18 protein-coding genes and 4 pseudogenes are annotated in these 22,150 nt (G+C 72.7%); 17 read left to right on the top strand and 5 right to left on the bottom strand.

Annotation, left to right across the window (positions count from 1 at the left end; genetic code table 11):
* Nucleotides 1–19: 19 nt before the first annotated feature.
* The 3 genes from VR45_RS07550 to VR45_RS07540 form a co-directional block, all read right to left on the bottom strand.
* Entirely contained in the window at nucleotides 20–1,054 is a 1,035-nt protein-coding gene (locus VR45_RS07550; RefSeq protein ID WP_045938885.1) for an alanine racemase, read from the bottom strand.
* A gap of 58 nt (nucleotides 1,055–1,112) precedes the next feature.
* A complete protein-coding gene (locus tag VR45_RS07545; RefSeq protein ID WP_045938884.1) occupies nucleotides 1,113–2,231 on the bottom strand; it encodes a peptidoglycan bridge formation glycyltransferase FemA/FemB family protein in 1,119 nt (372 codons plus the stop codon).
* Nucleotides 2,232–2,472: 241 nt separating this feature from the next.
* Complete coding sequence (locus tag VR45_RS07540) at nucleotides 2,473–2,772, bottom strand: hypothetical protein (protein ID WP_045938883.1); 300 nt, start codon at nucleotides 2,770–2,772, stop codon at nucleotides 2,473–2,475.
* A 299-nt stretch (nucleotides 2,773–3,071) separates the two neighbouring features.
* Between VR45_RS07540 and rpsF the strand changes: the two genes are divergently transcribed.
* The 4 genes from rpsF (at nucleotide 3,072) to rplI (ending at nucleotide 4,850) form a co-directional block, all read left to right on the top strand.
* A complete protein-coding gene (gene rpsF, locus VR45_RS07535; RefSeq protein WP_030304539.1) occupies nucleotides 3,072–3,362 on the top strand; it encodes a 30S ribosomal protein S6 in 291 nt (96 codons plus the stop codon).
* 95 nt (nucleotides 3,363–3,457) lie between these two features.
* Nucleotides 3,458–4,072 carry a single-stranded DNA-binding protein gene (locus VR45_RS07530; RefSeq protein WP_045938882.1) on the top strand — a complete coding sequence of 205 codons (615 nt, stop codon included), beginning with the start codon at nucleotides 3,458–3,460 and terminating at the stop codon, nucleotides 4,070–4,072.
* A 77-nt stretch (nucleotides 4,073–4,149) separates the two neighbouring features.
* Nucleotides 4,150–4,386: a 30S ribosomal protein S18 gene (gene rpsR / locus VR45_RS07525; protein ID WP_030304537.1), complete on the top strand. Its 237-nt coding sequence runs from the start codon at nucleotides 4,150–4,152 to the stop codon at nucleotides 4,384–4,386.
* Between the two features lie 17 nt (nucleotides 4,387–4,403).
* Nucleotides 4,404–4,850 carry a 50S ribosomal protein L9 gene (rplI, locus tag VR45_RS07520; RefSeq protein ID WP_030392448.1) on the top strand — a complete coding sequence of 149 codons (447 nt, stop codon included), beginning with the start codon at nucleotides 4,404–4,406 and terminating at the stop codon, nucleotides 4,848–4,850.
* Nucleotides 4,851–4,976: 126 nt separating this feature from the next.
* On the opposite strand, the gene VR45_RS07515 is transcribed toward rplI, so the two are convergent.
* A complete protein-coding gene (locus VR45_RS07515) occupies nucleotides 4,977–6,302 on the bottom strand; it encodes an MATE family efflux transporter (protein ID WP_107084122.1) in 1,326 nt (441 codons plus the stop codon).
* A 596-nt stretch (nucleotides 6,303–6,898) separates the two neighbouring features.
* Here VR45_RS07515 and dnaB point away from each other — a divergent pair.
* From dnaB to VR45_RS07495, 4 genes are all read left to right on the top strand, one after another.
* Nucleotides 6,899–8,386, top strand: coding sequence for a replicative DNA helicase (dnaB, locus tag VR45_RS07510; protein WP_045938893.1), 1,488 nt, complete (start codon nucleotides 6,899–6,901; stop codon nucleotides 8,384–8,386).
* 206 nt (nucleotides 8,387–8,592) lie between these two features.
* Nucleotides 8,593–10,263 (top strand): PKD domain-containing protein, encoded by a 1,671-nt coding sequence (locus tag VR45_RS07505; RefSeq protein ID WP_052708911.1) that lies wholly within the window; start codon nucleotides 8,593–8,595, stop codon nucleotides 10,261–10,263.
* Nucleotides 10,264–10,448: 185 nt separating this feature from the next.
* Nucleotides 10,449–11,660, top strand: coding sequence for an acyltransferase (locus tag VR45_RS07500; protein ID WP_045938880.1), 1,212 nt, complete (start codon nucleotides 10,449–10,451; stop codon nucleotides 11,658–11,660).
* Nucleotides 11,661–11,777: 117 nt separating this feature from the next.
* Complete coding sequence (locus VR45_RS07495) at nucleotides 11,778–13,184, top strand: acyltransferase (protein ID WP_052708909.1); 1,407 nt, start codon at nucleotides 11,778–11,780, stop codon at nucleotides 13,182–13,184.
* Between the two features lie 79 nt (nucleotides 13,185–13,263).
* Here VR45_RS07495 and manA read toward each other — a convergent pair whose 3' ends face one another.
* The gene (gene manA, locus VR45_RS07490) at nucleotides 13,264–14,463 is read right to left on the bottom strand and encodes a mannose-6-phosphate isomerase, class I (protein ID WP_045938879.1); all 1,200 of its coding nucleotides are present in this window, start codon (nucleotides 14,461–14,463) and stop codon (nucleotides 13,264–13,266) included.
* Nucleotides 14,464–14,784: 321 nt separating this feature from the next.
* Here manA and VR45_RS07485 point away from each other — a divergent pair, with 321 nt between their 5' ends.
* The 9 genes and pseudogenes from VR45_RS07485 to VR45_RS07450 all read left to right on the top strand — a co-directional run.
* The gene (locus VR45_RS07485) at nucleotides 14,785–15,546 is read left to right on the top strand and encodes a polyprenol monophosphomannose synthase (RefSeq protein WP_030392455.1); all 762 of its coding nucleotides are present in this window, start codon (nucleotides 14,785–14,787) and stop codon (nucleotides 15,544–15,546) included.
* Between the two features lie 202 nt (nucleotides 15,547–15,748).
* The gene (locus tag VR45_RS07480) at nucleotides 15,749–16,789 is read left to right on the top strand and encodes an MBL fold metallo-hydrolase (RefSeq protein WP_052708908.1); all 1,041 of its coding nucleotides are present in this window, start codon (nucleotides 15,749–15,751) and stop codon (nucleotides 16,787–16,789) included.
* A 22-nt stretch (nucleotides 16,790–16,811) separates the two neighbouring features.
* A pseudogene (locus VR45_RS43295) lies at nucleotides 16,812–17,381 on the top strand (NTP transferase domain-containing protein); the annotation flags it as partial.
* A 159-nt stretch (nucleotides 17,382–17,540) separates the two neighbouring features.
* Nucleotides 17,541–17,795 (top strand): annotated as a pseudogene (locus tag VR45_RS48415) (DUF6457 domain-containing protein); the annotation flags it as partial.
* Nucleotides 17,759–19,011: pseudogene (locus tag VR45_RS07470) on the top strand (molybdopterin molybdotransferase MoeA). The pseudogenes VR45_RS48415 and VR45_RS07470, both read left to right, overlap by 37 nt.
* 77 nt (nucleotides 19,012–19,088) lie before the next feature.
* Nucleotides 19,089–20,084 carry an NAD-binding protein gene (locus VR45_RS07465; RefSeq protein ID WP_078896306.1) on the top strand — a complete coding sequence of 332 codons (996 nt, stop codon included), beginning with the start codon at nucleotides 19,089–19,091 and terminating at the stop codon, nucleotides 20,082–20,084.
* A gap of 11 nt (nucleotides 20,085–20,095) precedes the next feature.
* The gene (locus tag VR45_RS07460; protein WP_052708907.1) at nucleotides 20,096–20,665 is read left to right on the top strand and encodes a YbaK/EbsC family protein; all 570 of its coding nucleotides are present in this window, start codon (nucleotides 20,096–20,098) and stop codon (nucleotides 20,663–20,665) included.
* Nucleotides 20,666–20,675: 10 nt separating this feature from the next.
* Nucleotides 20,676–21,653, top strand: coding sequence for an NAD(P)H-quinone oxidoreductase (locus VR45_RS07455; RefSeq protein WP_045938878.1), 978 nt, complete (start codon nucleotides 20,676–20,678; stop codon nucleotides 21,651–21,653).
* 164 nt (nucleotides 21,654–21,817) lie between these two features.
* Nucleotides 21,818–22,150: pseudogene (locus VR45_RS07450) on the top strand (hypothetical protein); the annotation flags it as partial.

Raw genomic sequence — 22,150 nt, 5'->3', positions numbered from 1 at the left:
CCCCCGCGGGGGCCGGTCCTCAGCGGTCGACCACGCGGTCGAAGTGCGTGGTGGTGTGCCGGACCTGGAGGCCCAGCTCGTCGCCGATCACCGGCGGCTCGCTCTCGCCGTCCAGGAGGAGCAGCGACACCTGCATGTGCGGCGGCTCGGCGAACCAGAGCTGCTTGCCCGCCCAGTGGTACGGCGACTTGGTCTTGTTGACGGTGGCCAGGCCGGCCCGGGCGATGCCCTTGGCCCGCGAGGACATGCCCTGGACGTACTTGGGTGCCTCCAGGCCGATGCCGTGCGCGGTGCCGCCGGCGACCACCAGCAGGTGGCCGTCGGCCGGCGCCGGGTGCTGGCGGTAGCCGTAGCGGTCGCCCTTCTTGACCGGGGTCACGTCCAGCACCGTGGCCCTGACCTCCAGCGCGCCGTGGTCGCCCAGCCAGAGCCGGGTGCCGATCCGGGCCCGGAAGACGGTGCCGGGGAAGCGCTGGGTCAGCTGCTCCATGCCCGCCGCGCCGAGGTGGCTGACGAAGACGGTGTGCACCGGGAGGCCGGCGGCCCGGGCGGTCTCCACCCAGTACGCGACCTCGTCGACGGGGCTGGAGCCGTCCGGCCGGTCCATCGGCAGGTGCAGCGCCAGGCCCTCGAAGGCGACGCCGTCCAGCTCGGCGGCGACCGCCGTGAGGTCGGCCGCCGAGACGCCGTGCCGGCGCATGGTGGTCATGCACTCCACCACGACCCGGGCGCCGTGCAGCGCCCGCAGGCCGTCCACGCTCGCCACCGTCCGGATCACCCGGGCGTGCGGCAGCGGGAGCGCCTCCTCGCCCACCCGGTAGGGGGTGAGCACCAGCAGCTCGCCGCCGTACCAGTCGGCCGCGTCGGCGGCCTCGTAGGCGGTGCCGACGGCCAGCACGCCGGTGCCGAGGAGGGTCGCCTCCTCGGCCAGGCGGTGGTTGCCCAGTCCGTAGCCGTTGCCCTTCGCCACCGGCACCAGGCCGGGGAACTCGGCCAGGACGGAGCGCTGGTGGGTACGCCAGCGTTCGGTGTCGAGATAGAGCGACAGCGTCATCGGGTCATCTCCCAGGGGGTGTTGGGCACGGCGGCTCGGGGGCTCGGCGGGGTGCTGCTCAGCGGCGCGACATGTAGAGGTCGAGGGCCTTGTGCAGCAGCTTGTTGAGCGGGAAGTCCCACTCGCCGAGGTACTCGGCGGCCTGGCCGCCGGTGCCGACCTTGAACTGGATCAGGCCGAACAGGTGGTCGTTCTCGTCCAGGGTGTCGGAGATGCCGCGGAGGTCGTACACGCCGCCGCCCAGCGCGTAGGAGTCGCGCATCATCCGCCACTGGATCGCGTTGGACGGCTTGACCTCGCGCTTGTGGTTGGCCGAGGCGCCGTAGGAGTACCAGACGTGCTCGCCGACGACCAGCATCGTGGTCGCCGCCAGCGGCTCGCCCTCGTGGTAGGCGATGTACAGGCGCATCCGGTTCGGGTCCTCGGCGGTGAGGGCGTTCCACATGCGCTGGAAGTACGACAGCGGGCGCGGGGTGAACTTGTCGCGCTCGGCGGTCACCAGGTAGAGCTGGTGGAAGATCGGCAGCTCGTCGTAGCCGCCCTGGACCACCTCGACGCCGCTCTTCTCGGCCTTCTTGATGTTGCGGCGCCAGAGCTGGTTGAAGCCCTTCTGGATGTCGTCCAGCGAGCGGTTGGCCAGCGGCACCTGGAAGACGTAGCGCGGCTGGACGTCGCCGAAGCCGGCGCCGCCGTCCTCGCCCTGGAGCCAGCCGGCCTTGCGCAGCCGGTCGGCGACCTCGAAGGCGCGCGGCTCGTACCAGTCGGCCTCGATGTCGCGCAGGCGCTTCGCCTCCTTGCCGGCGATGGCCTCCTTGATGGTCGGGGCGTTCCAGCGGCGGATGACCACCGGCGGGCCCATCTTCACCGAGAAGGCGCCCTGGGACTTCAGGTGGGCGAGCATCGGCTGGAGCCAGCGGTCGAGGTCCCGGTCGAACCAGTCGATCACCGGGCCCTCGGGCAGGTAGGCGAGGTAGCGCTTGACCTTGGGCAGCTGGCGGTAGAGCACCAGGCCGGCGCCGACGAGCTGGTTGTTCTGGTCGAACCAGCCGATCGACTCGGTGCGCCACTCGGCCTTCACATCGCCCCAGGACGGCACCTGCATGTGGCTGGCCGAGGCGCGGCTCCTGATGAAGGCGAGGTGCTCCTCGCGGGTGATCGTCCTCAGGCGCAGGCTCATGCTCGGTGCTCCTCGTCGGTCGGGCTGCGGTGGGCCCCGTGTTCTCGGGCTGACCCTATCGTCCGGGGTTCTGTCGGCCGTGGGTCCCGTCGGCTGCGGGTCTCGTCCGCGGTGGATCTCGTCGGCTGCGGGTCGTCTGCTGCGGTCGTCTGCTGCGGGCACGGCGGCGCCCCCGCGGCGTACCGGTCCGTTGAAGACAGATACGCCGCGGGGGCGCCGGGGGTTCCTTGCGGGGTGGGCGCTAGCCCCACAACCCGCCGCGGGCGATGCCGAGGTAGAAGCCGATCGCCGAGGCGCCGAGCGTGACCATCAGGACGAAACGCTCGGCCGTGGTCACGGAGATGTACATCCCCAGCAGGCCGGTGATGATCCCGAACAGGCCGGTCCACGAGGTCAGCAGATGCAGATTGTGGAAGAACGAGGTGATGAAGGCGATCGCGCCCAGGACGGCGGTGAGGCCGACCAGGGTGTTCTCGCGCGGGTGCGGGTGGCCGTCGGTGTTCAGGGTGAGGGCGGGCATGCGGTGGACGGTCTGGGCCATGTGTCCCACCTCCTGGCGTGGAGACGAACGAGCAGGAAACCCGTTCCGTCCAGATTGCGGCGGTTGGGTCGGTCTCACAACCCCTATGCGTTTTGTTCGTCCGTCCGGGTGCGGGTAGGGTGGGTCGTCTGCACTGGTGTAGTTGTGCCCTCCGCTGCCCTCTTTCGGGTGAACGGGGACGGGCTGTCCGACCCGGCCGCTACGGTGGCCGAAGTCGGCACTGCACCGGTGTCGACGCTGCACAACCCTCCTGCCACGGAGAGACCGTGGCCGTTGAGTCCAAAGGAGGTGGGTTACTCATGCGTCACTACGAGGTGATGGTCATCCTCGACCCCTCGGTCGAGGAGCGCGCCGTTTCCCCCCTGATCGAGAGCTTCCTGGCTGTCGTCCGCAACGCGGGCGGCAAGGTCGAGAAGGTCGACACCTGGGGTCGCCGCCGTCTGGCCTACGAGATCAACAAGCAGTCCGAGGGCATCTACTCGGTCATCGACCTCCAGGCCACGCCTGAGGTCGTCAAGGAGCTCGACCGCCAGATGGGCCTGAGCGAGTCGGTTCTGCGGACCAAGGTCCTGCGCCCGGACACCCACTGAGCCACCTCTGAGGCCTTCGGGTCTCGGGTAGCTCGCGTCCGCTGTTTCACGTGAAACAGCGGTGAACGGACATCTTCCCGAGAGGTCATCACCACATGGCAGGCGAGACCGTCATCACCCTCGTCGGCAATCTCGTCGACGACCCCGAGCTGCGCTTCACCCCGTCGGGTGCGGCGGTCGCGAAGTTCCGCATCGCGTCCACCCCCCGCACCTTCGACCGTCAGACGAACGAGTGGAAGGACGGCGAGAGCCTCTTCCTCACGTGCAACGTCTGGCGGCAGCCGGCGGAGAACGTGGCCGAGTCGCTGCAGCGCGGCATGCGCGTCATCGTGCAGGGCCGACTGCGCCAGCGGTCTTACGAGACCAAGGAAGGCGAGAAGCGGACGGTCTTCGAGGTCGAGGTCGACGAGGTCGGTCCGAGCCTGCGCTCGGCGACCGCGAAGGTCACCCGGGCCAACCGGTCCGGTGGCCCCGGCGGCGCCCCCGGTGGCGGCGGCTTCGGCGGCAGCCCTCAGGGCGGCGGCCAGGGCGGCGGCAACTGGGGCGGCGGTGGCGGCCAGCAGGGTGGCGGCTGGGGTGGAAACTCCGGTGGCCAGTCCGGCCCCTCCGACGACCCGTGGGCGTCCAGCGCTCCCTCTGGTGGAAACCAGGGTGGCGGCAGCTGGGGTGCCCCGTCCGGTGGCGGCTTCTCGGAAGAGCCCCCGTTCTAAGAGCTGACAGATTTCGTGCGGCCAGGGGCCCGGCGTCGTGAGACGCCGGCCCGGTCGTGAACCCAATGGAGCACACAATGGCGAAGCCGCCTGCTCGCAAGCCGAAGAAGAAGGTTTGCGTCTTCTGCAAGGACAAGGTCAACTACGTTGACTACAAGGACACGAACCTGCTGCGGAAGTTCATCTCCGACCGTGGCAAGATCCGTGCCCGCCGGGTCACCGGCAACTGCACCCAGCACCAGCGTGACGTCGCCACGGCCGTGAAGAACAGCCGTGAGATGGCGCTGCTGCCCTACACCAGCACCGCGCGCTAAGAGAGGGTGACCGAATAATGAAGATCATCCTCACTCACGAGGTGCCGGGTCTCGGCTCCGCCGGCGAGGTCGTCGAGGTCAAGGACGGCTACGCCCGCAACTACCTGGTCCCGCGTGGCTACGCCATCCGCTGGACCAAGGGTGGTCAGAAGGACGTCGACGCCATCCGTCGCGCCCGCAAGATCCACCAGATCCAGACCCTCGAGGCCGCCAACGAGGTCAAGGGCAAGCTCGAGGGCGTCCAGGTCAAGCTGGCCGTTCGCTCGGGCGACGCCGGCCGTCTGTTCGGCTCGGTGACCCAGGCCGACGTCGTCGAGGCCATCAAGGCCGCCGGCGGCCCGGCGGTCGACAAGCGCGCCGTCGCGATCGCCTCGCCGATCAAGACCGTGGGTACCCACAAGGTCTCGGTCAAGCTGCACTCGGACGTCCAGGCCAACCTGGACATCGCCGTCGTCGCCGCCTGATCAGCGACAACGCCGTAGCAGTGGCCGCAGGGCCGGTCTCCCCCTCGGGGGAGGCCGGCCCTCGGTCGTTCCGGGGGCCGGCCCGGTGCGGCGCCGGGGCTCCCGGCCCCGCAGGGCGCCGGGGGCTCAGCTCCGGACGGCGCCGGTGACCAGCCACTTGCCGCCCCGGGCCCGCCGGGCCAGGAAGCCGGCGCGGACCAGCATGAAGAGGTTGAGCGCCCACCAGAGCCCGGCCAGCCCGGTGCCGCTGACCGGCACCGCGAGCGCGGCCGGGGCGAACACGAGCAGCGTGGCGAGCATCGCCCAGGCCAGGAACGTGCCGTCCCCCGCGCCCATCAGCACCCCGTCCAGGACGTAGACCAGCCCGGAGACCGGCTGGCAGAGCGCGAGCAGCAGCAGCACGGTGTTCAGCTCCTGCTGCACCGCCGGGTCGGGGGTGAACAGGGGAACGTACAGCGGCCGGGCGACCACGACCAGCACGCCCAGCACCGCTCCGGCGCCGATGCCCCACTCGATCATCCGCCGGGTGGCCGCCCGGGTGCCGGGGACGTCCGAGGCCCCCAGGTAGCGGCCGATGATGGCCTGCCCGGCGATCGCGATGGAGTCCAGCGCGAAGGCGATGAACAGCAGCACCGTCATCGCGATCTGGTGTGCGGCGATCTGCCTGTCACCGAGCCCGGCGGCCACCGCGGTGGCGATCATCAGGATCGCGCGCAGGCTCAGGGTGCGGACCATCAGCGGCCCGCCGGCCCTGGCGCTCGCGCGTATCCCGGCGGCGTCCGGCCGCAGCGAGGCCCGCTCCCGGCGGGCCCCGCGCACCACCACGAACACATAGACGGCGGCCATGCCGGTCTGGGCGATCACCGTGCCCCAGGCCGAGCCGGCCACCCCGAGCCCGGCGCCGTAGACCAGGCCGGCGTTCAGCCCGAGGTTGGCGGCGAACCCGGCGATGGCCACGTACAGCGGGGTCCGGGTGTCCTGGAGGCCGCGCAGCACACCGGTGGCGGCCATCACCATGAGGACGGCCGGGATGCCGAGCGCGCTGATCCGCAGATAGGTCACCGCGTACGGGGCGGCGGTCGCCGAGGCGCCGAGGGCGTCGGCCACCCGGGGGGCGAGCAGCAGGGTCAGCGCGACCACGGCGGCGGAGAGCACCAGGGCCAGCCAGATGCCGTCGATGCCCTGCTGGATCGCGGCCCGGCGGTCCCCGGCGCCGATCCGGCGGGCCACCGCGGCGGTGGTGGCGTAGGCGAGGAAGACGAACACCCCGGTCGCGGTGGTGAGGGCGGCCGAGGCGACGCCGACACCGGCCAGCTGGGCCGTGCCGAGGTGGCCCACGATGGCGGAGTCGGCCATCAGGAAGAGCGGCTCGGCGACCAGGGCGCCGAAGGCGGGGACGGCGAGGGCGAGGATCTCCCGGTCATGGCGGCGGCGGTCGGCGGTGAGGGTCATGGGGTCCAGGCTACTCATCCACAGGTAAGTGGTGCCAGGGGATTTCGGAGCTTACTCGTACGCCTGGGCGACTGCGCCGTCCGGGTCTGTGTCCACCGCCACCCGACTGTGTGTGAAGAATTTCTCATGCACAGGCCCTGGAGGAGGGAATCGCAGGTCAGTGAGTTGACGGTGGATCGATGGTCTGGTTATCCACAGGGCTTTCCACAGGGGCGTCCACAGGTTTGCGGTACTTCTCCACAGCCATCGGGCTTTCGTCCACACCCCCTGTGGATAACCGCCTTGGCCGAAAGGCTCCCGGCGCCTTAGCGTGGGGCCTCCGGCCGACACTCCCACCCGCCCCGGCGTCCGATTTGTCGGTGCGGTGGCGTAGAAATGCGGTGGCGGGGAGTCGGGTTCCGCTCCCTCCCGGCCGCCACCGGCAAGGCCCGCTCCAACTCGCACCACTCGCTGATCGGGGAACACGCGTGACCGGCCCCCAGTACGACGACCACGACGCCCCGCCCCCGCCGGAGGACGACTGGCAGGGTGCCGACGACCCCTTCCCGGTCGGTGCCTTCGCCGAGGCCCCCTTCCCGGACGGTCCCGGCGACCGGCTGCCGGTCTCGCGCGCCCGCGGCAACGGCCAGGGCCAGGGTCAGGGCGGCGGCTTCCAGAAGGGCGGCAAGGGCGGCTCCGGCGGTTCGGGCGGCTTCCAGCGGGACGGCAAGCGGCGCCAGGGCGGCGAGGACGAGCGCTCCGGCGAGGGCGGTCTGGAGGGCTTCGAGCGGGTCCCCCCGCAGGACCTCGCGGCCGAGCAGTCCGTCCTCGGCGGCATGCTGCTGTCCAAGGACGCCATCGCCGACGTGGTCGAGGTGCTCAAGCCCGCCGACTACTACCGCCCCGCGCACGAGCTGGTGCACGGCGCGATCCTCGACCTGTACGCGCGCGGCGAGCCGGCCGACCCGATCACCGTCGCCGGTGAGCTGACCAAGCGCGGCGAGCTCCAGCGGGTCGGCGGCCCCGGCTACCTGCACACCCTGGTCAACTCCGTCCCGACCGCCGCCAACGCCGAGTACTACGCGCAGATCGTGCACGAGCGCGCGGTGCTGCGCCGGCTGGTCGAGGCGGGCACCCGGATCGCGGGCATGGGCTACGCCGCCGAGGGCGACGTCGACGAGATCGTCAACGCGGCCCAGGCGGAGATCTACGCCGTCACCGAGCAGCGCACCAACGAGGACTACGCCCCGCTCGCCGACATCATGGAGGGCGCCCTCGACGAGATCGAGTCGATCGGCTCCCGCAACGGCCAGATGTCCGGTGTCCCGACCGGCTTCGCCGACTTCGACGCGCTCACCAACGGGCTCCACCCCGGCCAGATGATCGTCATCGCGGCCCGTCCCGCGATGGGCAAGTCCACCCTGGCGCTGGACTTCGCCCGGGCCTGCTCGATCCACCACAAGCTGCCGAGCGTGATCTTCTCGCTCGAAATGGGCCGCAACGAGATCGCCATGCGTCTGCTCTCCGCGGAGGCGCGGGTGGCGCTGCACCACATGCGCTCCGGCTCGATGACGGACGACGACTGGACCAGGGTCGCCCGCCGGATGCCGGACGTCAGCGAGGCACCGCTGTTCATCGACGACTCGCCGAACCTGTCGATGATGGAGATCCGCGCCAAGTGCCGCCGGCTCAAGCAGCGCAACGACATCAAACTGGTCGTCATCGACTACCTCCAGCTGATGCAGTCCGGCGGCTCCCGCCGGGCCGAGAACCGTCAGCAGGAGGTCTCCGACATGTCGCGAAACCTGAAGCTGCTGGCCAAGGAGCTGGAGGTGCCGGTGATCGCGCTGTCCCAGCTGAACCGTGGTCCCGAACAGCGCACCGACAAGCGGCCGATGGTCTCCGACTTGCGTGAGTCCGGCTCGATCGAGCAGGACGCGGACATGGTCATCCTGCTGCACCGCGAGGACGCCTACGAGAAGGAGTCCCCCCGCGCGGGCGAGGCCGACCTCATCGTCGCCAAGCACCGTAACGGCCCGACCGCCACCATCACCGTGGCCTTCCAGGGCCACTACTCGCGCTTCGTCGACATGACCCGGGACTGACCTCCCGACGCACGCCCACTGATGACTGCGAGTGACCGCGGGACCGCTCCACGAGCGGTCCCGCGGCCGGTCCGGACCGTTCTGTCCGGTACGCCCCCGCCCAGGGATCGGGACTGTCGGAAAACCGTTGCTCCGTACGCGGTCCTTCAGTAGCCTGCGCGAGCACCTGTTCGGTGCTTCGTTCGACAACACCCTTGGGGGGTACGGTGCTCAGTCACCGTCACATCATCGTCGCCGCCGCCGTGGTGACGAGCCTGGTCGTCGGTCCCGGCCTCGCCGTCGCGGCCGGAACCGGTACCGCGGGGGCCCCGGCCCACCCGGCCGCGGGCGCCGTGCCGGCCAAGCCGGCCAAGTCGCTCGGCGACATCGCCTCCTCCGCCTTCGGCACTGTGCGTAGCCCCGCCGAAGCCTCGGTGCGGCAGCAGAGCAAGGCCGCCAAGGCCCAGGGGGCCGCCGCCGCGATGGCCAACAACAGCCTGGCCGTGGGCGTGTCAGTCTTCGGCATCAGCGCCTACAGCGTCCAGGCGGTCACCTGGATCAACAGCGACATCGCGCCGGTCGACCTGGTGGTCGACTGGGGCGACGGCACCTCGGACCGCTTCAACGGGGTCGGCACCGGTGAGGGCGCCTGGGACCACGCCTACGCCAGCCTCGGTCAGTACACGGTCACGGTCACGGTCTCGGACGGCAACGGCGAGGCCTCGAGCAACAGCGTCACGATCGCCACCGCCGGCTCGGAGTTCACTCCCTACGGTCCGACCCGGCTGCTCGACACCCGTGACGGCACCGGCGCCCCGGCGGGCCGGGTCCAGCCCGGGGGCGAGGCCCGGGTGAAGATCGCCGGCAACGGCGGGATCCCGGAGGGGGTGACCGCGGTGGCGCTCAACCTCACCGTGGTCGACCCGGCCGGCGGCGCGGGCCACATCATCGCCTACCCCGGTGGCGAGGGCCGTCCGGAGACCTCGAACGTCAACTACACCGCGGGCCAGACCGTCCCGAACCTGGCGATCGTCCCGGTCGGCGCCGACGGCTACGTCAACCTGTTCAACCGCGGTGGCGCCTCCGTCGACCTGCTCGCCGACATCGCGGGCTACTTCAGCCAGTCGGAGGCCGCCGGCTACACCGCGGTCGGCCCGACCCGGCTGGTCGACACCCGTGAGGGACTGGGCGCGAACCGTGGCCAGGTGCCCGGATGGACCTCCTTCCCGGTCCAGACGGCGGGCCGGGCGGGCATTCCCGCCGGGGTCGGCGCGGTGGCGCTGAACGTCACGGTGACCGACCCGCAGAGCGACGGCCACCTGACCGTCTACCCCGGCGACCGCCAGGCGCCGAGCGTCTCCAACCTCAACTTCCGCCGCGGGCAGACCATCGCCAACTCGGTGATCGTGCCGGTGGACGCGTCCGGCCGGATCCAGGTGCTCAACGGCGCCCAGGGTGCCTCGGACGTGATCGTGGACGTCGTCGGCTACTACGGGGCCGGCGGGAGTGCCTACGTCCCGACCTCCCCGCAGCGCCTCGCGGACACCCGGAACGTGGAGGGCGGTTCGATCTCCAGCCAGGGCTACCTCTACATGGGTCTGGGCGTGGACGCCCCGGAGTTCACCGGTTTCGTGCTCAACAGCACGGTGACCAACACCCGGACCGACGGCCACCTGACGGTGTTCCCGGACCCGAACAGCATCGACCGGTACCGGGACGGCACGTATGTCTGGCCCACCAAGCCGAACGCCTCCACGCTGAACTGGAAGGCCGGCGAGACGGTGCCGAACCTGGTCCAGGCGGACCCCGGCCCGAACGGGATCATCGACTTCTGGAACGCCAGCGGCGGCGACACCGATCTGGTCGTCGACCTGTTCGGCTTCTACCTGGACCGCTGATCCCCGGCGGGCGACCGCACCCCGGGAGCGGCCTCGCGAGGCCGCTCCCGGGGTGCTTCCGCGCGTATTCCCCCCGCCGGACCGGGCCGGGTGGGCCCGGGCAGGACGGGTTCGGCCGATGGGCTACTGTCCTCGCCGTGACTCCGCTCCTGCTGTCACCCCCCACTCCGTAGGAATGCCCCCACATGTCCCGAATATCGCGCCTCCGATCCGCCGTGTTCGGCTCCCGGCCGCTGTCGGAAGCGCTGGGCCGGGAAAACGGGTTCGGTCTGCTGCGGCTCCTGCTCGCCCTCTCGGTGATCTTCGCCCACGCCATGCCGCTGGGCGTGCGCAGGGGAAGCATCGGGGCGCACTGGTCGCGCGGCCAGGTGGAGCTGGGAGGTCTGGCGGTGGCCGGCTTCTTCGTGCTCTCCGGTTTCCTGATCACGGGCAGCGGCACGCGGCTCAGCCCGGCACGTTTCCTGTGGAACAGGGCCATCCGGATCCTGCCGGGCCTGTGGGCCTGCCTGCTGGTCACGGCTTTCGTCGTCGCGCCGATCGTGGCCTATCGCGAACACCTGTTGGACGGCTTCTGGACGCACCCCCAGGGCCCCTGGCAGTACATCGTGGCGAACTGGTCGATAGGTACCGGTCAGCCGGGCATCTCCGGACTGCTGATGCACAACGCCGACCGGGGATTCAACGGTTCGGTCTGGTCGCTCGCCTACGAGGTCGTCTGCTACCTGGCGGTCGTGTCCTTCGCCGCCCTGGGCATCCTCCACCGGGCGCGCTGGGCCGTGCTCGCACTGGTCGTCGCGCTGTACTGCTACATGATCCACCAGGCGATCGACGTTCCCGGTCTGCGGGCGCCCATCTACATCCAGACCGGACTGCCGGAGTGGCGACTCCCCTTCCTCGGTCCGATCGGCATGGAGAAGCTCGTGCCGCTGGGCCTGCTGTTCGGTCTCGGCGCGGTCGCCGAGCTGTACAAGAAGAAGCTGCGGATGAACGGGATCGCGGCGCTGCTGTCGTTCGCCCTCCTGGTGGGGAGCGCCCGGTACGGCGGGTTCTACCTGATCGGACTGCCGGCCCTCGCCTACCTGCTGATCTGGCTCGCCTGCTGCATGCCCCGCCCGCTGACGAAGGTCGGCACCAAGGCCGACCTCTCCTACGGCGTCTACATCTACGCGTTCCCGATCCAGCAGTGCCTGGCCCTCTGGCACGTGCAGAAGCACGGGTACGCCGTCTACACCGGCGCCTCCGTCGTCCTGGCCCTCGTCGCCGCGGCCCTGTCCTGGTACCTGGTGGAGAAGCCCGCGCTGAAGCTCAAGAACATCGGCCTGCCCCGGAAGGGCACCGGTGGAACGGCCGGGCCGCCGCAGCCCGCCCGGGAGCCCGCTGCCGCCTTGTCGGTCTGACCCGCCGGAGCCGCTCCGGCCGGGGTCCGGAGCAGCGTGCGGCCGCCCGGACTCCGGGCGGTTGACCCGGTGCTCCGGGAACGATGATTTTTAAGCGGATGGGCTACTGTCCTTGCCGTGAATCTCATACGACTGCAGCTCCCCGGCCGATTCCGGAGAGCCGACCGCGGTGCGGCGGCCTCCGCCGGTGCCCGCCTCGGTTGGCTGGACGCCCTGCGCGGCATCGCGGCCCTGGTCGTGGCCCTGCACCACTTCGGCATCCTGGAGCTGCTGCCGTTCGGCGGGGCGGTCTGGGACCACTTCGACCTGGGACTGTACGGCGTGATGCTGTTCTTCCTGGTCAGCGGTTACATCATCCCCGCCTCGCTGGAACGCCGGGGCGACGTCCGGGCGTTCTGGGTGGGCCGGCTGTTCCGGATCTACCCGGCGCTGATCGCCGCGTTCACGGTGTCGATCCTGATGCTGCCCGAGGGCGACGGATCGGTGGCGCTCTTCCGCACCGGCCACAACCTCATCTCGCTGGCCGCCAACGCGACGATGCTCCAGGACATGCTGAACGTCATCAACGGCATGGGCGTGACCTGGACCCTCACCTACGAGATGGTCTTCTACTTCCTGGTCACCGGGTTGTTCACGCTCGGCTGGCACCGGCGCAGCGGCACCATCGCGGTGACCTTCGCCGCGATCGGCCTGGTGTTCGGCGGATCGCTCGCCAGCGCCACGCTCGCCCAGTCCCTGGACGCGACCCGGCACCTGGTGCTGGCGGCCGTGCTGATCGTGGTGATGGGTTTCCTCTGCATGCTCAGCGGAAACCCGGCGCTGGCCCGGATCGGCGGCCTGCTGGTGGCCGGCCTCGCGCTGGTGCTGCTGTTCCTCAACAGCCGCGCCCCCGTCTTCGAGACCCTGCTGATCTTCGCCACGATGTTCGCCGGCACCGTGCTGTACCGCGCCGAGCACGGCCAGATCGAACGCTCCCAGGCCTGGCTGTGCTGCGGGTTCGTGGTGGTCTCCGGAGTCGCGATCGGCTGGATGTACAACCGCAACGGTGTCGAGCTGAACACCTGGAACTCGGGCTGGGTCGCCTGGTCGCTGTCCTTCACCGGCGCCTGGGCCACCTTCCTGGCGGCGATGCTGCTGCGCAAGAAGCGGTTCCCGAAGCCGTTGACCTGGCTCGGCTCGGTCAGCTTCTCGCTGTACCTGCTGCACGTGCCGCTGCTGCACACCATCAAGCCGCACCTGGCGAACCCGATGCCGGAGACCGCCGGCGCCAAGACGCTCTGGACGGTCGAGTACCTGGCGATCTCGCTGGTCGCCGCCTACCTGCTGTACCGGTTGGTGGAGCTGCCGTTCCAGAAGCTGGGGCGCAAGGCGCTGAAGGCGCTGGAGCGGAAGTTCCCCTCGGCACCCGCGGACGGACCTTCGGGCGGCTCGACGGACGGACCGGCCCGCCCGACCGCCGTTCCGGCACCGGCCGAGCCGGCGGGCGTCCGGGTGCCCGTGGAAGCGGGTGCCTCGGCGGGCTGAGGCCCATCCCGGCCGCCGCTCCCGCTTCCCGTCCCCCGGTACTCGCCGGGGGACGGACCGGACGGGGCGGACGGACGGCTCAGAGTGTGACGGTGGCCCGGAAGACGGTGGCGCCGGTGCCGGTCAGCCGGATCGCGGCGCCGGTGGCCGGGAGGAAGGCGGACTCGCCGCGGGCCAGCTCCAGCGCGTCGCCGTCGGCCGAGGTCAGCCGGGCCGTGCCCGCCGTGCAGAGCAGGATCTGCGGCGCGTCGCCGAGCAGCGTCCGCTCCTGGCCGTCGAGGGCGAACCGGGAGAGCCGGAACTCGTCGATCGGCACGGGGTACAGCTCCTCGCCCGGCGTCGCGTCCACCGTGACCGGCAGCAGCGGCTCCGGCGTGGTGGCGGCGAACTCGACCACCTTGAGCAGCTCGGGCACGTCGATGTGCTTGGGGGTGAGACCGGCCCGCAGCACATTGTCCGAGTTGGCCTGGAGCTCGACGCAGACGCCGTGCAGATACGCGTGCGGGACGCCGGCGCCCAGGTAGAGCGCCTCGCCGGCGCGCAGCAGGACGTGGTTGAGCAGCAGGCCGGCGATCAGTCCCCGGTCGCCGGGGAAGTCACGGGCGATCCGGACGTACGGCGCGTACGGCCCGGCCGGGTCCTCGGCGGCCGCCTTGCCGACCGCCTCGGCGGTGTCCCGGACCACGGCCTCGGCGGCCGGGCCGTCCAGGCCGAGGGCGGCGGCCAGGGCGCCGCTGAGCGCCTCGGACTCGTTGCCGGCCCGGAGCGGGGCGATCACCGGCTCCAGCGCGGGGACGTCGAGACCGGCCAGCAGCGCGGCCGCGTCGGCGGGTCGGCGGAAGCCGCACAGCCCGTCGAAGTCGCCCAGGGCGCAGATGAGTTCGGGCTTGTGGTTGGCGTCCCGGTAGTTCCGGTGCGGGGCGTCCAGCGGGATCCCCAGCGCGTTCTCGGCGGCGAACCCGGCCCGGGCCTGGTCGAGCGAGGGGTGGGCCTGGATGGAGATCGGGATGCCCGGGGTGAGGACCTTGAGCAGGAACGGCAGGGTGGGCCCGAACCGGGCCACCGAGGCGGCCCCCAACTCGCCCTCGGGATCCGCCGCGATCAGCTCGTCCAACCGGCGCGGCCCCTCGCCCCGGTCGGCCCGGGAGGGGTCGCCGGGGTGGGCGCCCATCCAGAGCTCGGCCTGCGGTTCGCCGGTCGGCTCCTGCCCGAGCAGCTCGGGGAGCGCGGTGACGGATCCCCAGGCGTACGGGCGGACGGTGTTGACGAGCTTGTCCATGGGCGCGGTCCTGCTCCTTTGCTGCGGTGGGCTGGCGGGCCTCGCCGCCGGGCGGCGCCCCGCGGGCGGTGCTGACGGTGGGCATCCGGGCAAAGGCCGGGCATCGACCCTAGCCGACCGGTGCCTCCGCAGGGGAAACGCCGGAGGCCGGTGGGGAGTGCCTCGGGCGGCGGGTCGGTTCGAGAACGCGGTAGTAGGATGCCAGGACCCAGTGTTTTCCACAGTGTCCCCCAGTCGGCGGGTGCCGGCCGGGACTGTGTGTCCTGATGAGTGCGGGCAACGGTGACTGGCACTTCCCGCCACCGGCCGAGAGGTTAGTACGTGACCGTCAACCAGCAGAGTTTTGCTGATCTCGGCCGGGTGCTGGTGATCATCCCCACCTACAACGAGGTGGAGAACGTCGAGCGCATCGTCGGCCGGGTCCGCGCCGCCGTCCCCGAGGTGCACATCCTCGTCGCCGACGACAACAGTCCGGACGGCACCGGTGAGCTCGCCGACAAGCTGGCGGCCGAGGACTCCCACGTGCGCGTCCTGCACCGCAAGGGCAAGGAGGGCCTGGGCGCCGCCTACCTGGCCGGCTTCCGCTGGGGCATCGACGAGGGCTACGACGTGCTCGTCGAGATGGACGCCGACGGGTCCCACCGGCCCGAGGAGCTGGAGCGGCTGCTGACCGCGCTGCGCGGCGCCGACCTGGTGCTCGGCTCGCGCTGGGTGCCCGGCGGCCGGGTGGTGAACTGGCCGAAGTCCCGGCTGCTGCTCTCGCGGGCCGGCTCGACCTACTCGCGACTGATGCTCGGCGTGCCGATCCGGGACGTCACCGGCGGCTACCGGGCGTTCCGCAAGGAGACCCTGCTGGGCCTGGGCATGGACGAGGTCGCTTCGGCCGGCTACTGCTTCCAGGTCGACCTGGCCTGGCGCACCGTGAAGGCTGGCTTCAAGGTGGCCGAGGTGCCGATCACCTTCGTCGAGCGGGAGCTGGGCGCGTCCAAGATGAGCCGGAACATCGTGGTCGAGGCGCTCTGGCGGGTGACCTCCTGGGGCGTCGCCGACCGCTTCGCCCGGCTGACCGGCGGGAAGCGCTGACGCCGCCGGGCCACCCGGACATGTGAGCGGGAAGGCGTGCCCCGTCGGGCGCGCCTTCCGCGTTTTCGGCGTGCCCTGCTCCCATGCTGTAGGGCGCGAGGCCCGGCCGTGCAGGGGCCGCCGTACTCGCCACCACCACACACCACACCACCACCGCCGAGCCGGACCGAGACCGGGGCAGCCGAACCAGAGGGAGCAACCAGTGACGCCGTCCCCGTCCGACCAGAACACCGCCGAGGCGCCGGTCCGGCCGCTGGAGGTCGCCGTCTTCACCGGCCCGGAGTCGGCCTTCTTCGCCACCTCCACGCTGATCCTCGGCGAGCACACGGCGATCCTGGTCGACGCCCAGCTCACCCGCAGCGCCGGCCGCGAGCTCGCCGAGTGGGTCGCGGGCAAGGGCCGCCGGCTGCTCGCCATCGTGGTCACCCACCACCACCCCGACCACTACTTCGGCGCCGAGGAGGTGCTGCGGCTCTTCCCGGACGCCCGGCTGCTGGCCGCGCCGCCGGTCGTGGACGGCATCCTGCGCACCGCCGCCGCGAAGGTCGCCCAGTGGAAGCCGGTGTTCGGGGACGACATCCCGGACCACCCGCTGGTCCCGGCCCCGCTGCTCCCCCAGCCGCTGATGATCGACCGGCAGGTGATCCCGGTGCTGCTGCTCGGCCAGGGCGACTGCGACGGCTCCACCGTGGTGCACGTGCCCAGCATCCGCACCGTGATCGCCGGCGACTTCGTCTACAACGGCACCCACGTCTGGACCGCGGACACCACACCGGAACGCCGCACCGAGTGGATCCGCAACCTCGGCCGGATCGCCGAGCTCGGCGTGGAGCGGGTGATCGCCGGACACCGCGCGCCCGAGCAGGGTGACGACGCGGCCCGGGTGCTCGCCTTCACCGGGGAGTACCTCCAGGACTTCGACCGGCTGCTGGCCGGGCACCCGGACGACGCGGAGGCGCTGGTCGCGGCCGTGAACGAGCGGTACGGGGAGCTGACCCTGCCGGCCGTGCTGGAGCTGAGCGCCGCCGCCAACACCGCCGCCGACGCCGCTACCGACATCGCCGCCGGCGCCTCGGCCGACACCTCGGACGCCGCTCCGGACGCCGACGTGGACGCCGTTCCGGACGCCGAGGTGGACGCCGGAGAGGCGGGCGACGAGGACAGCTCGGAGGACCCGGGCGACGAGGCCGGGGCGGGCGACGGGGAAGCCGACGGGGAAGCGCCCGGCCGGACCGCCGGCTGAGACAGCGGCGGATACTGGCGGCATGACGCCGTACGACGTGATCGTCCCGGCCGGGGGAGCCGCCCGCCGGCTCGGCGGCGCGGACAAGCCGGCCCTGACCGTCGGCGAGACCACCCTGCTGGACCGGGTGCTCGCCGCCTGCGCGGGCGCCGGGACCACCGTGGTGGTCGGCCCGGCCCGCCCCACCACCCGCCCCGGGGTCCGCCTGACCCGCGAGCACCCGCCCGGTGGCGGACCGGTGGCGGCCGTCGCGGCCGGCCTCGCCGAGGTCACCGCCGAACTGGTGCTGCTGCTCGCCGCCGACCTGCCGTTCCTCGACGAGCGGACCGTCCACCGGCTGGTCACCGCCCTCGACGAGGCCGGGCCCGACACCGAGGTGGCCGTCCTGGTCGACGCCGCCGGCCGCGACCAGCCGCTCGCCGCCGCCTACCGCACCGCCGCCCTGCGCACCGCGCTGGCCGCCGCCGGCGACCCCGCCGGCCTCCCGCTGCGCCGCCTGACCGGCTCCCTGCGCACCCTGCGGCTGGCCGACACCGATGACGTCACCTACGACTGCGACACCTGGGAGGACCTCGCCCGGGCCCGGGAGCGCGACGGCCGGTAGGAGCCCTCACGGAGCCCTCACCCCGGTCCGCGGCCCGCCGCTCACCCCGCCCCGCACCCCGGTGTGCGGGAAACGACGCGCGGCGCTCACCGGGCAAACATCCCGGGGAAACCGCCGATCAGGCAGCATGTCCGCATGGAGCGCACGCTGGATGACTGGATCGCCGAGGCCCGTACCGAGCTGGGCATCGACCTGGACGTCGATGTCCGGGGTCTGCTCGACCTGGCCCGGGTGGTCGCCCACGGGGTGGACCGGCCCGCCGCCCCGCTGACCACCTTTCTGATCGGGTACGCCGCCGCGTCGCGCGGCGGCGGTCCCGAGGCGGTCGCCGAGGCGTCCCGGCGGGCCGCCGCGCTCGCCGAGCGCTGGGCCGCCGAGGCCGCGGACCAGGGGAAGCCGTGAGCGCGGTGGAGGACCTCGCCGTGCTCGACCAGCCGCCGGCCCCGACCGGCCCGACGGGCTGGGCGGCGGCCCGGGAGACCGCCCGCCGGGCCGGCCGGCCCGCGTCCGCGCCGCCGTGCGTCCCGCTGGCCGAGGCGCTCGGCCGTACCCTCGCCGAGCCGCTGACCGCGCTCACCGACCTGCCCGCCTTCGACACCTCGGCGATGGACGGCTGGGCGGTGGCCGGCCCCGGCCCCTGGCGGGTGTCCGGCCGACTGCTGGCCGGGCGCCCCGCGGACGGCCCGCTGGCCGACGGCGCCGCCGTCGAGATCGCCACCGGTGCCCAGGTGCCCAGCTGCCCCCGGGCGGCACCGCCGTGCTCCGCCGCGAACACGGGGCACCGGACGGCTCGCTGCTGCGCGAGCGCGTCCCCGGCGCGCTGACCACCGGCCAGGACGTCCGGCCGCGCGGCCAGGAGTGCCGGCGCGGCGAGGAACTGCTCCCGGCCGGGACCAGGATCGGTCCGGCCGTGCTCGGCCTGGCCGCGGCCGGCGGCCACGACCGGCTGGCCGTGCACCGCCGCCCGGTGGTGGACCTGCTGGTGCTCGGCGACGAACTGCTCGGCTCCGGCCTGCCCCGGCCCGGTCTGGTCCGGGACGCACTCGGTCCGCTGCTGCCGCCGTGGCTGCGGGCGGCCGGCGCGGAGACCGGCGAACCGCGTGCCGTCCGCGACGACTTCGGACTGCTCAGGGACGCGCTGCGGCACTCCACCGCCGATGTGGTGGTCACCACCGGAGGAACGGCGGCCGGTCCGGTGGACTTCCTGCACCGGGCGCTCGCCGAGGTTGGCGCCCGGCTGCTGGTGGACGGGGTCGCCGTCCGCCCCGGTCATCCGATGCTGCTGGCCGAACTCCCCGGCGGGCGCCACCTGGTGGGCCTGCCGGGCAATCCGCTGGCGGCGGTCGCGGGGGCGGTCACGCTCGCGCTGCCGCTGCTGCACGCGCTGGCCGGGCGCGGCTCCGGCGAGCCGGTCCGGGCCGTGGCCGTCGCCGCCCTGCCCGGTCATCCGGTGGACACCCGACTGCTGCCGGTCCGGCGGACCGCCCATGGGGTGGTCCAACTCCCCTACGACGGACCGGCGATGCTGCGCGGGATCGCGCTGGCGGAGGCGCTCGCCGTGGTGCCGCCGGGCGGTGCGGCGGCCGGCGCCGTGGTCGAACTGCTGGAGGCACCGTGAGCGCCGGCGGAGGGCGGGGGTTCGGCCGTTTCTCGGTCCGGGGCTCGGCCGAGGCGGAGCCCTGGGCGGACGCCGGGATCGTGCTGCCCGCCCGGCGCAGCGCCCCGGCGCTCCGGCAGGTCGGCTTCCGGCTGCTGCTGGCCCTGGGCGTACTGGTGGCCACCACGCTGATCGTCTGGCTGGACCACGAGGGCTACAACGACAACGCCGGGGGCGGGGTGAGCCTGCTGGACTCGGCCTATTACGCCACGGTGACGCTCTCCACCACGGGCTACGGTGACATCACCCCGTACAGCGACACCGCCCGGCTCACCAATATCTTCGTGATCACTCCGCTGCGGGTGCTGTTCCTGATCATCCTGGTCGGCACCACCCTGGAGGTGCTCACCGAACGCACCCGCCAGCAGTGGCGGTTGAACCGCTGGAGGTCCACCGTGCGCGAGCACACCGTTGTGATCGGCTACGGCACCAAGGGTCGCAGCGCGGTCGACACCCTGCTCCTGCAGGGAGTGCGCAAGGAGGAGATCGTGGTGGTCGACCCGCAGCGCAAGGCGGTCGACCAGGCCGCCCAGCACGGTCTGGTGGGCGTGCTCGGCGACGCCACCAGGACCGACACCCTGCTGCGGGCCGGACTCCCCACCGCCGCCCGGGTGGTGGTGGCACCGGAGCGGGACGACACCGCCGCCCTGATCACCCTGACCGCCCGCCAGCTCACCCGCACGGCGACCGTCGTGGCTGCGGTGCGCGAGGACGAGAACGCCCCGCTGCTGCGGCAGAGCGGCGCCGACGTGGTGGTGACCAGCTCCAGTGCGGCGGGCCGACTGCTCGGCATGTCGATGCTCAGCCCGCACACCGGCGCGGTGATGGAGGACCTGCTCACCTACGGCGACGGCCTGGACGTGGTCGAGCGTCCGGTCACCCGGGCCGAGGCCGGGCACAGCCCGCGCGAGTGCGAGGACCTGGTGGTCGCGGTGGTCCGCGGCCGACGGGTGATCAACTACACCGAGCCGGAGGCGCAGACCCTCCAGCTCACGGACCGGGTGATCGTCATCAAGTCGGCTACTCCGGCGTAGGGTTGTCCGTCATGAGTGATCAACCAGGGCTTCCCTTCGGCGCCTTCGAGTTCCATGCCACCGCGCTGGAGGTGGCCGACCGGCTGGCGGCCCCGGTGGCCGAGGCGCTGGCGGCCTGGCCGGACCGGGAGGCCGCCGGCTCGGTGCTCTACGTCGAGACCGACCCGGAGAAGGCCGACACCGCCGTCTTCTGCGAGACCTACGACGTGCCGCTGGAGGCCTCGGCGAACTGCGTGGTGGTCGCCGCCCGGCGCGGCGGGGAGACCACCATGGCCGCCTGCCTGGCGCTGGCGACCACCCGGGTCGACGTCAACCGGGCCGTCCGCAAGCACCTGGACGCCCGCAAGGCCTCGTTCGCCCCGATGGACGCCGCGGTCGGGGCGACCGGCATGGAGTACGGCGGGATCACCCCGGTCGGGCTGCCGGCGGGCTGGCCGCTGCTGGTCGACGCGGCGGTCGCGGCGGCCCCGTTCGTCCTGGTGGGCAGCGGGCGGCGGCCGCGCTGCCCGGAGCGGTGGTGCTCCCGGACCTGGCCGGCTGACAGGCGGGTTGGACGGCCCCCGGCCGCCGGGTCGCAGTAGCGTCGGGCCCATGCATGCGATGACGATTCCTGAACCCGGCGGGCCCGAGGCGCTGCGCTGGGCGGAGGTGCCGGACCCGGTGCCCGGGGAGGGCGAGGTCCTGGTCGAGGTGGCGGCCACCGCCGTCAACCGCGCCGACCTGCTCCAGCGGCAGGGCTTCTACGACCCGCCGCCGGGCAGTTCGCGCTATCCGGGCCTGGAGTGCGCGGGCCGGATCGCCGCGCTGGGGCCCGGGGTGGCCGGCTGGGCGGTCGGCGACGAGGTGTGCGCGCTGCTGGTCGGCGGCGGCTACGCGGAGCGGGTCGCGGTTCCGGTCGGCCAACTGCTGCCCGTGCCCAAGGGGCTGACCCCGGAGCAGGCCGCCGCGCTGCCGGAGGTCGTCTGCACGGTGTGGTCCAACGTCTTCCTCACCGCGCGGCTGCGGCCCGGCGAGACGGTGCTGGTGCACGGCGGTGCGAGCGGCATCGGGACGATGGCGATCCAGCTGGCCAAGGCCGTCGGCGCCCGGGTCGCCGTGACGGCGGGCGGCCCCGAGAAGCTGGCCCGCTGCGCCGAACTCGGCGCCGATGTGCTGATCGACTACCGCGAGCAGGACTTCGTCGAGGTGCTCGGGGAGGCCACCGGCGGCGCCGGGGCGGACGTGATCCTGGACATCATGGGCGCCAAGTACCTGTCGCGGAACGTGGACGCGCTGGCGGTCAACGGGCGGCTGGTGATCATCGGGCTGCAGGGCGGGGTGAAGGGCGAGCTGAACCTCAACACCCTGCTGCGCAAGCGCGCCGCGGTGATCGCGACCAATCTGCGCGGGCGGCCGCTGGCCGAGAAGGCGGCGATCGTGGCGGCGGTGCGCGAGCACGTCTGGCCGCTGGTCGAGTCGGGCGTGGTGCGGCCGGTGGTCGACCGGGTGCTGCCGCTGGCGGAGGCGGCCGAGGCGCACCGGGTGCTGGAGGCCGGGACGCAGGTCGGCAAGGTGGTGCTGCGGGCCTGAGCCCGCGGGGCCGGCGGGCCCGCTGTCCCGGTGGCCGCAGGCGCGCCGGCAGCCGGGCCCGCCGTACGACATGCCCGGAATGTCGGACTGTGTGAGTCTGGACGGGAGCTGTCCCGCCGCCGACCCCGCCCCGCGCGGTCGGCCGTCGCGGAAGGAACTCGACCGTGCCCGCACCTTCGTCCGCGTTCCTCGGGCCGCTGCCCGCGGCCCTGCCGCCGCACCCTTCCCACCCTTCCCGCCGCCGCACCGGTCGGCGGCTGCTGGCGGTGGCGGTGCTCGGGCTCGCCGTGCCGCTGGTGCTCGGGCCGGCCGCGATCGCTCTGCCGAGCGCGCCGGCCGGTGCCGTCGGTGCCGTCCCCGTTCCGGTCGCCGCCCCCGAACCGTCCGAGCGGCCCGGGGCCCCGGCGGCGTCCGGGTCGGCGGCGCCTTCGGACGGGCTCTCCCCGGTCGCATCTCCGGAGCCGGAGCAGGAGCCGGAACCGGAGCCGGAGCAGGAG

This window comes from Streptomyces sp. NRRL S-495, assembly GCF_000966955.1.
Taxonomy (GTDB): domain Bacteria; phylum Actinomycetota; class Actinomycetes; order Streptomycetales; family Streptomycetaceae; genus Kitasatospora; species Kitasatospora purpeofusca.
Note: the sequence above shows the minus strand (reverse complement) of the source record. Positions and strands in the feature narration are given on the sequence as shown.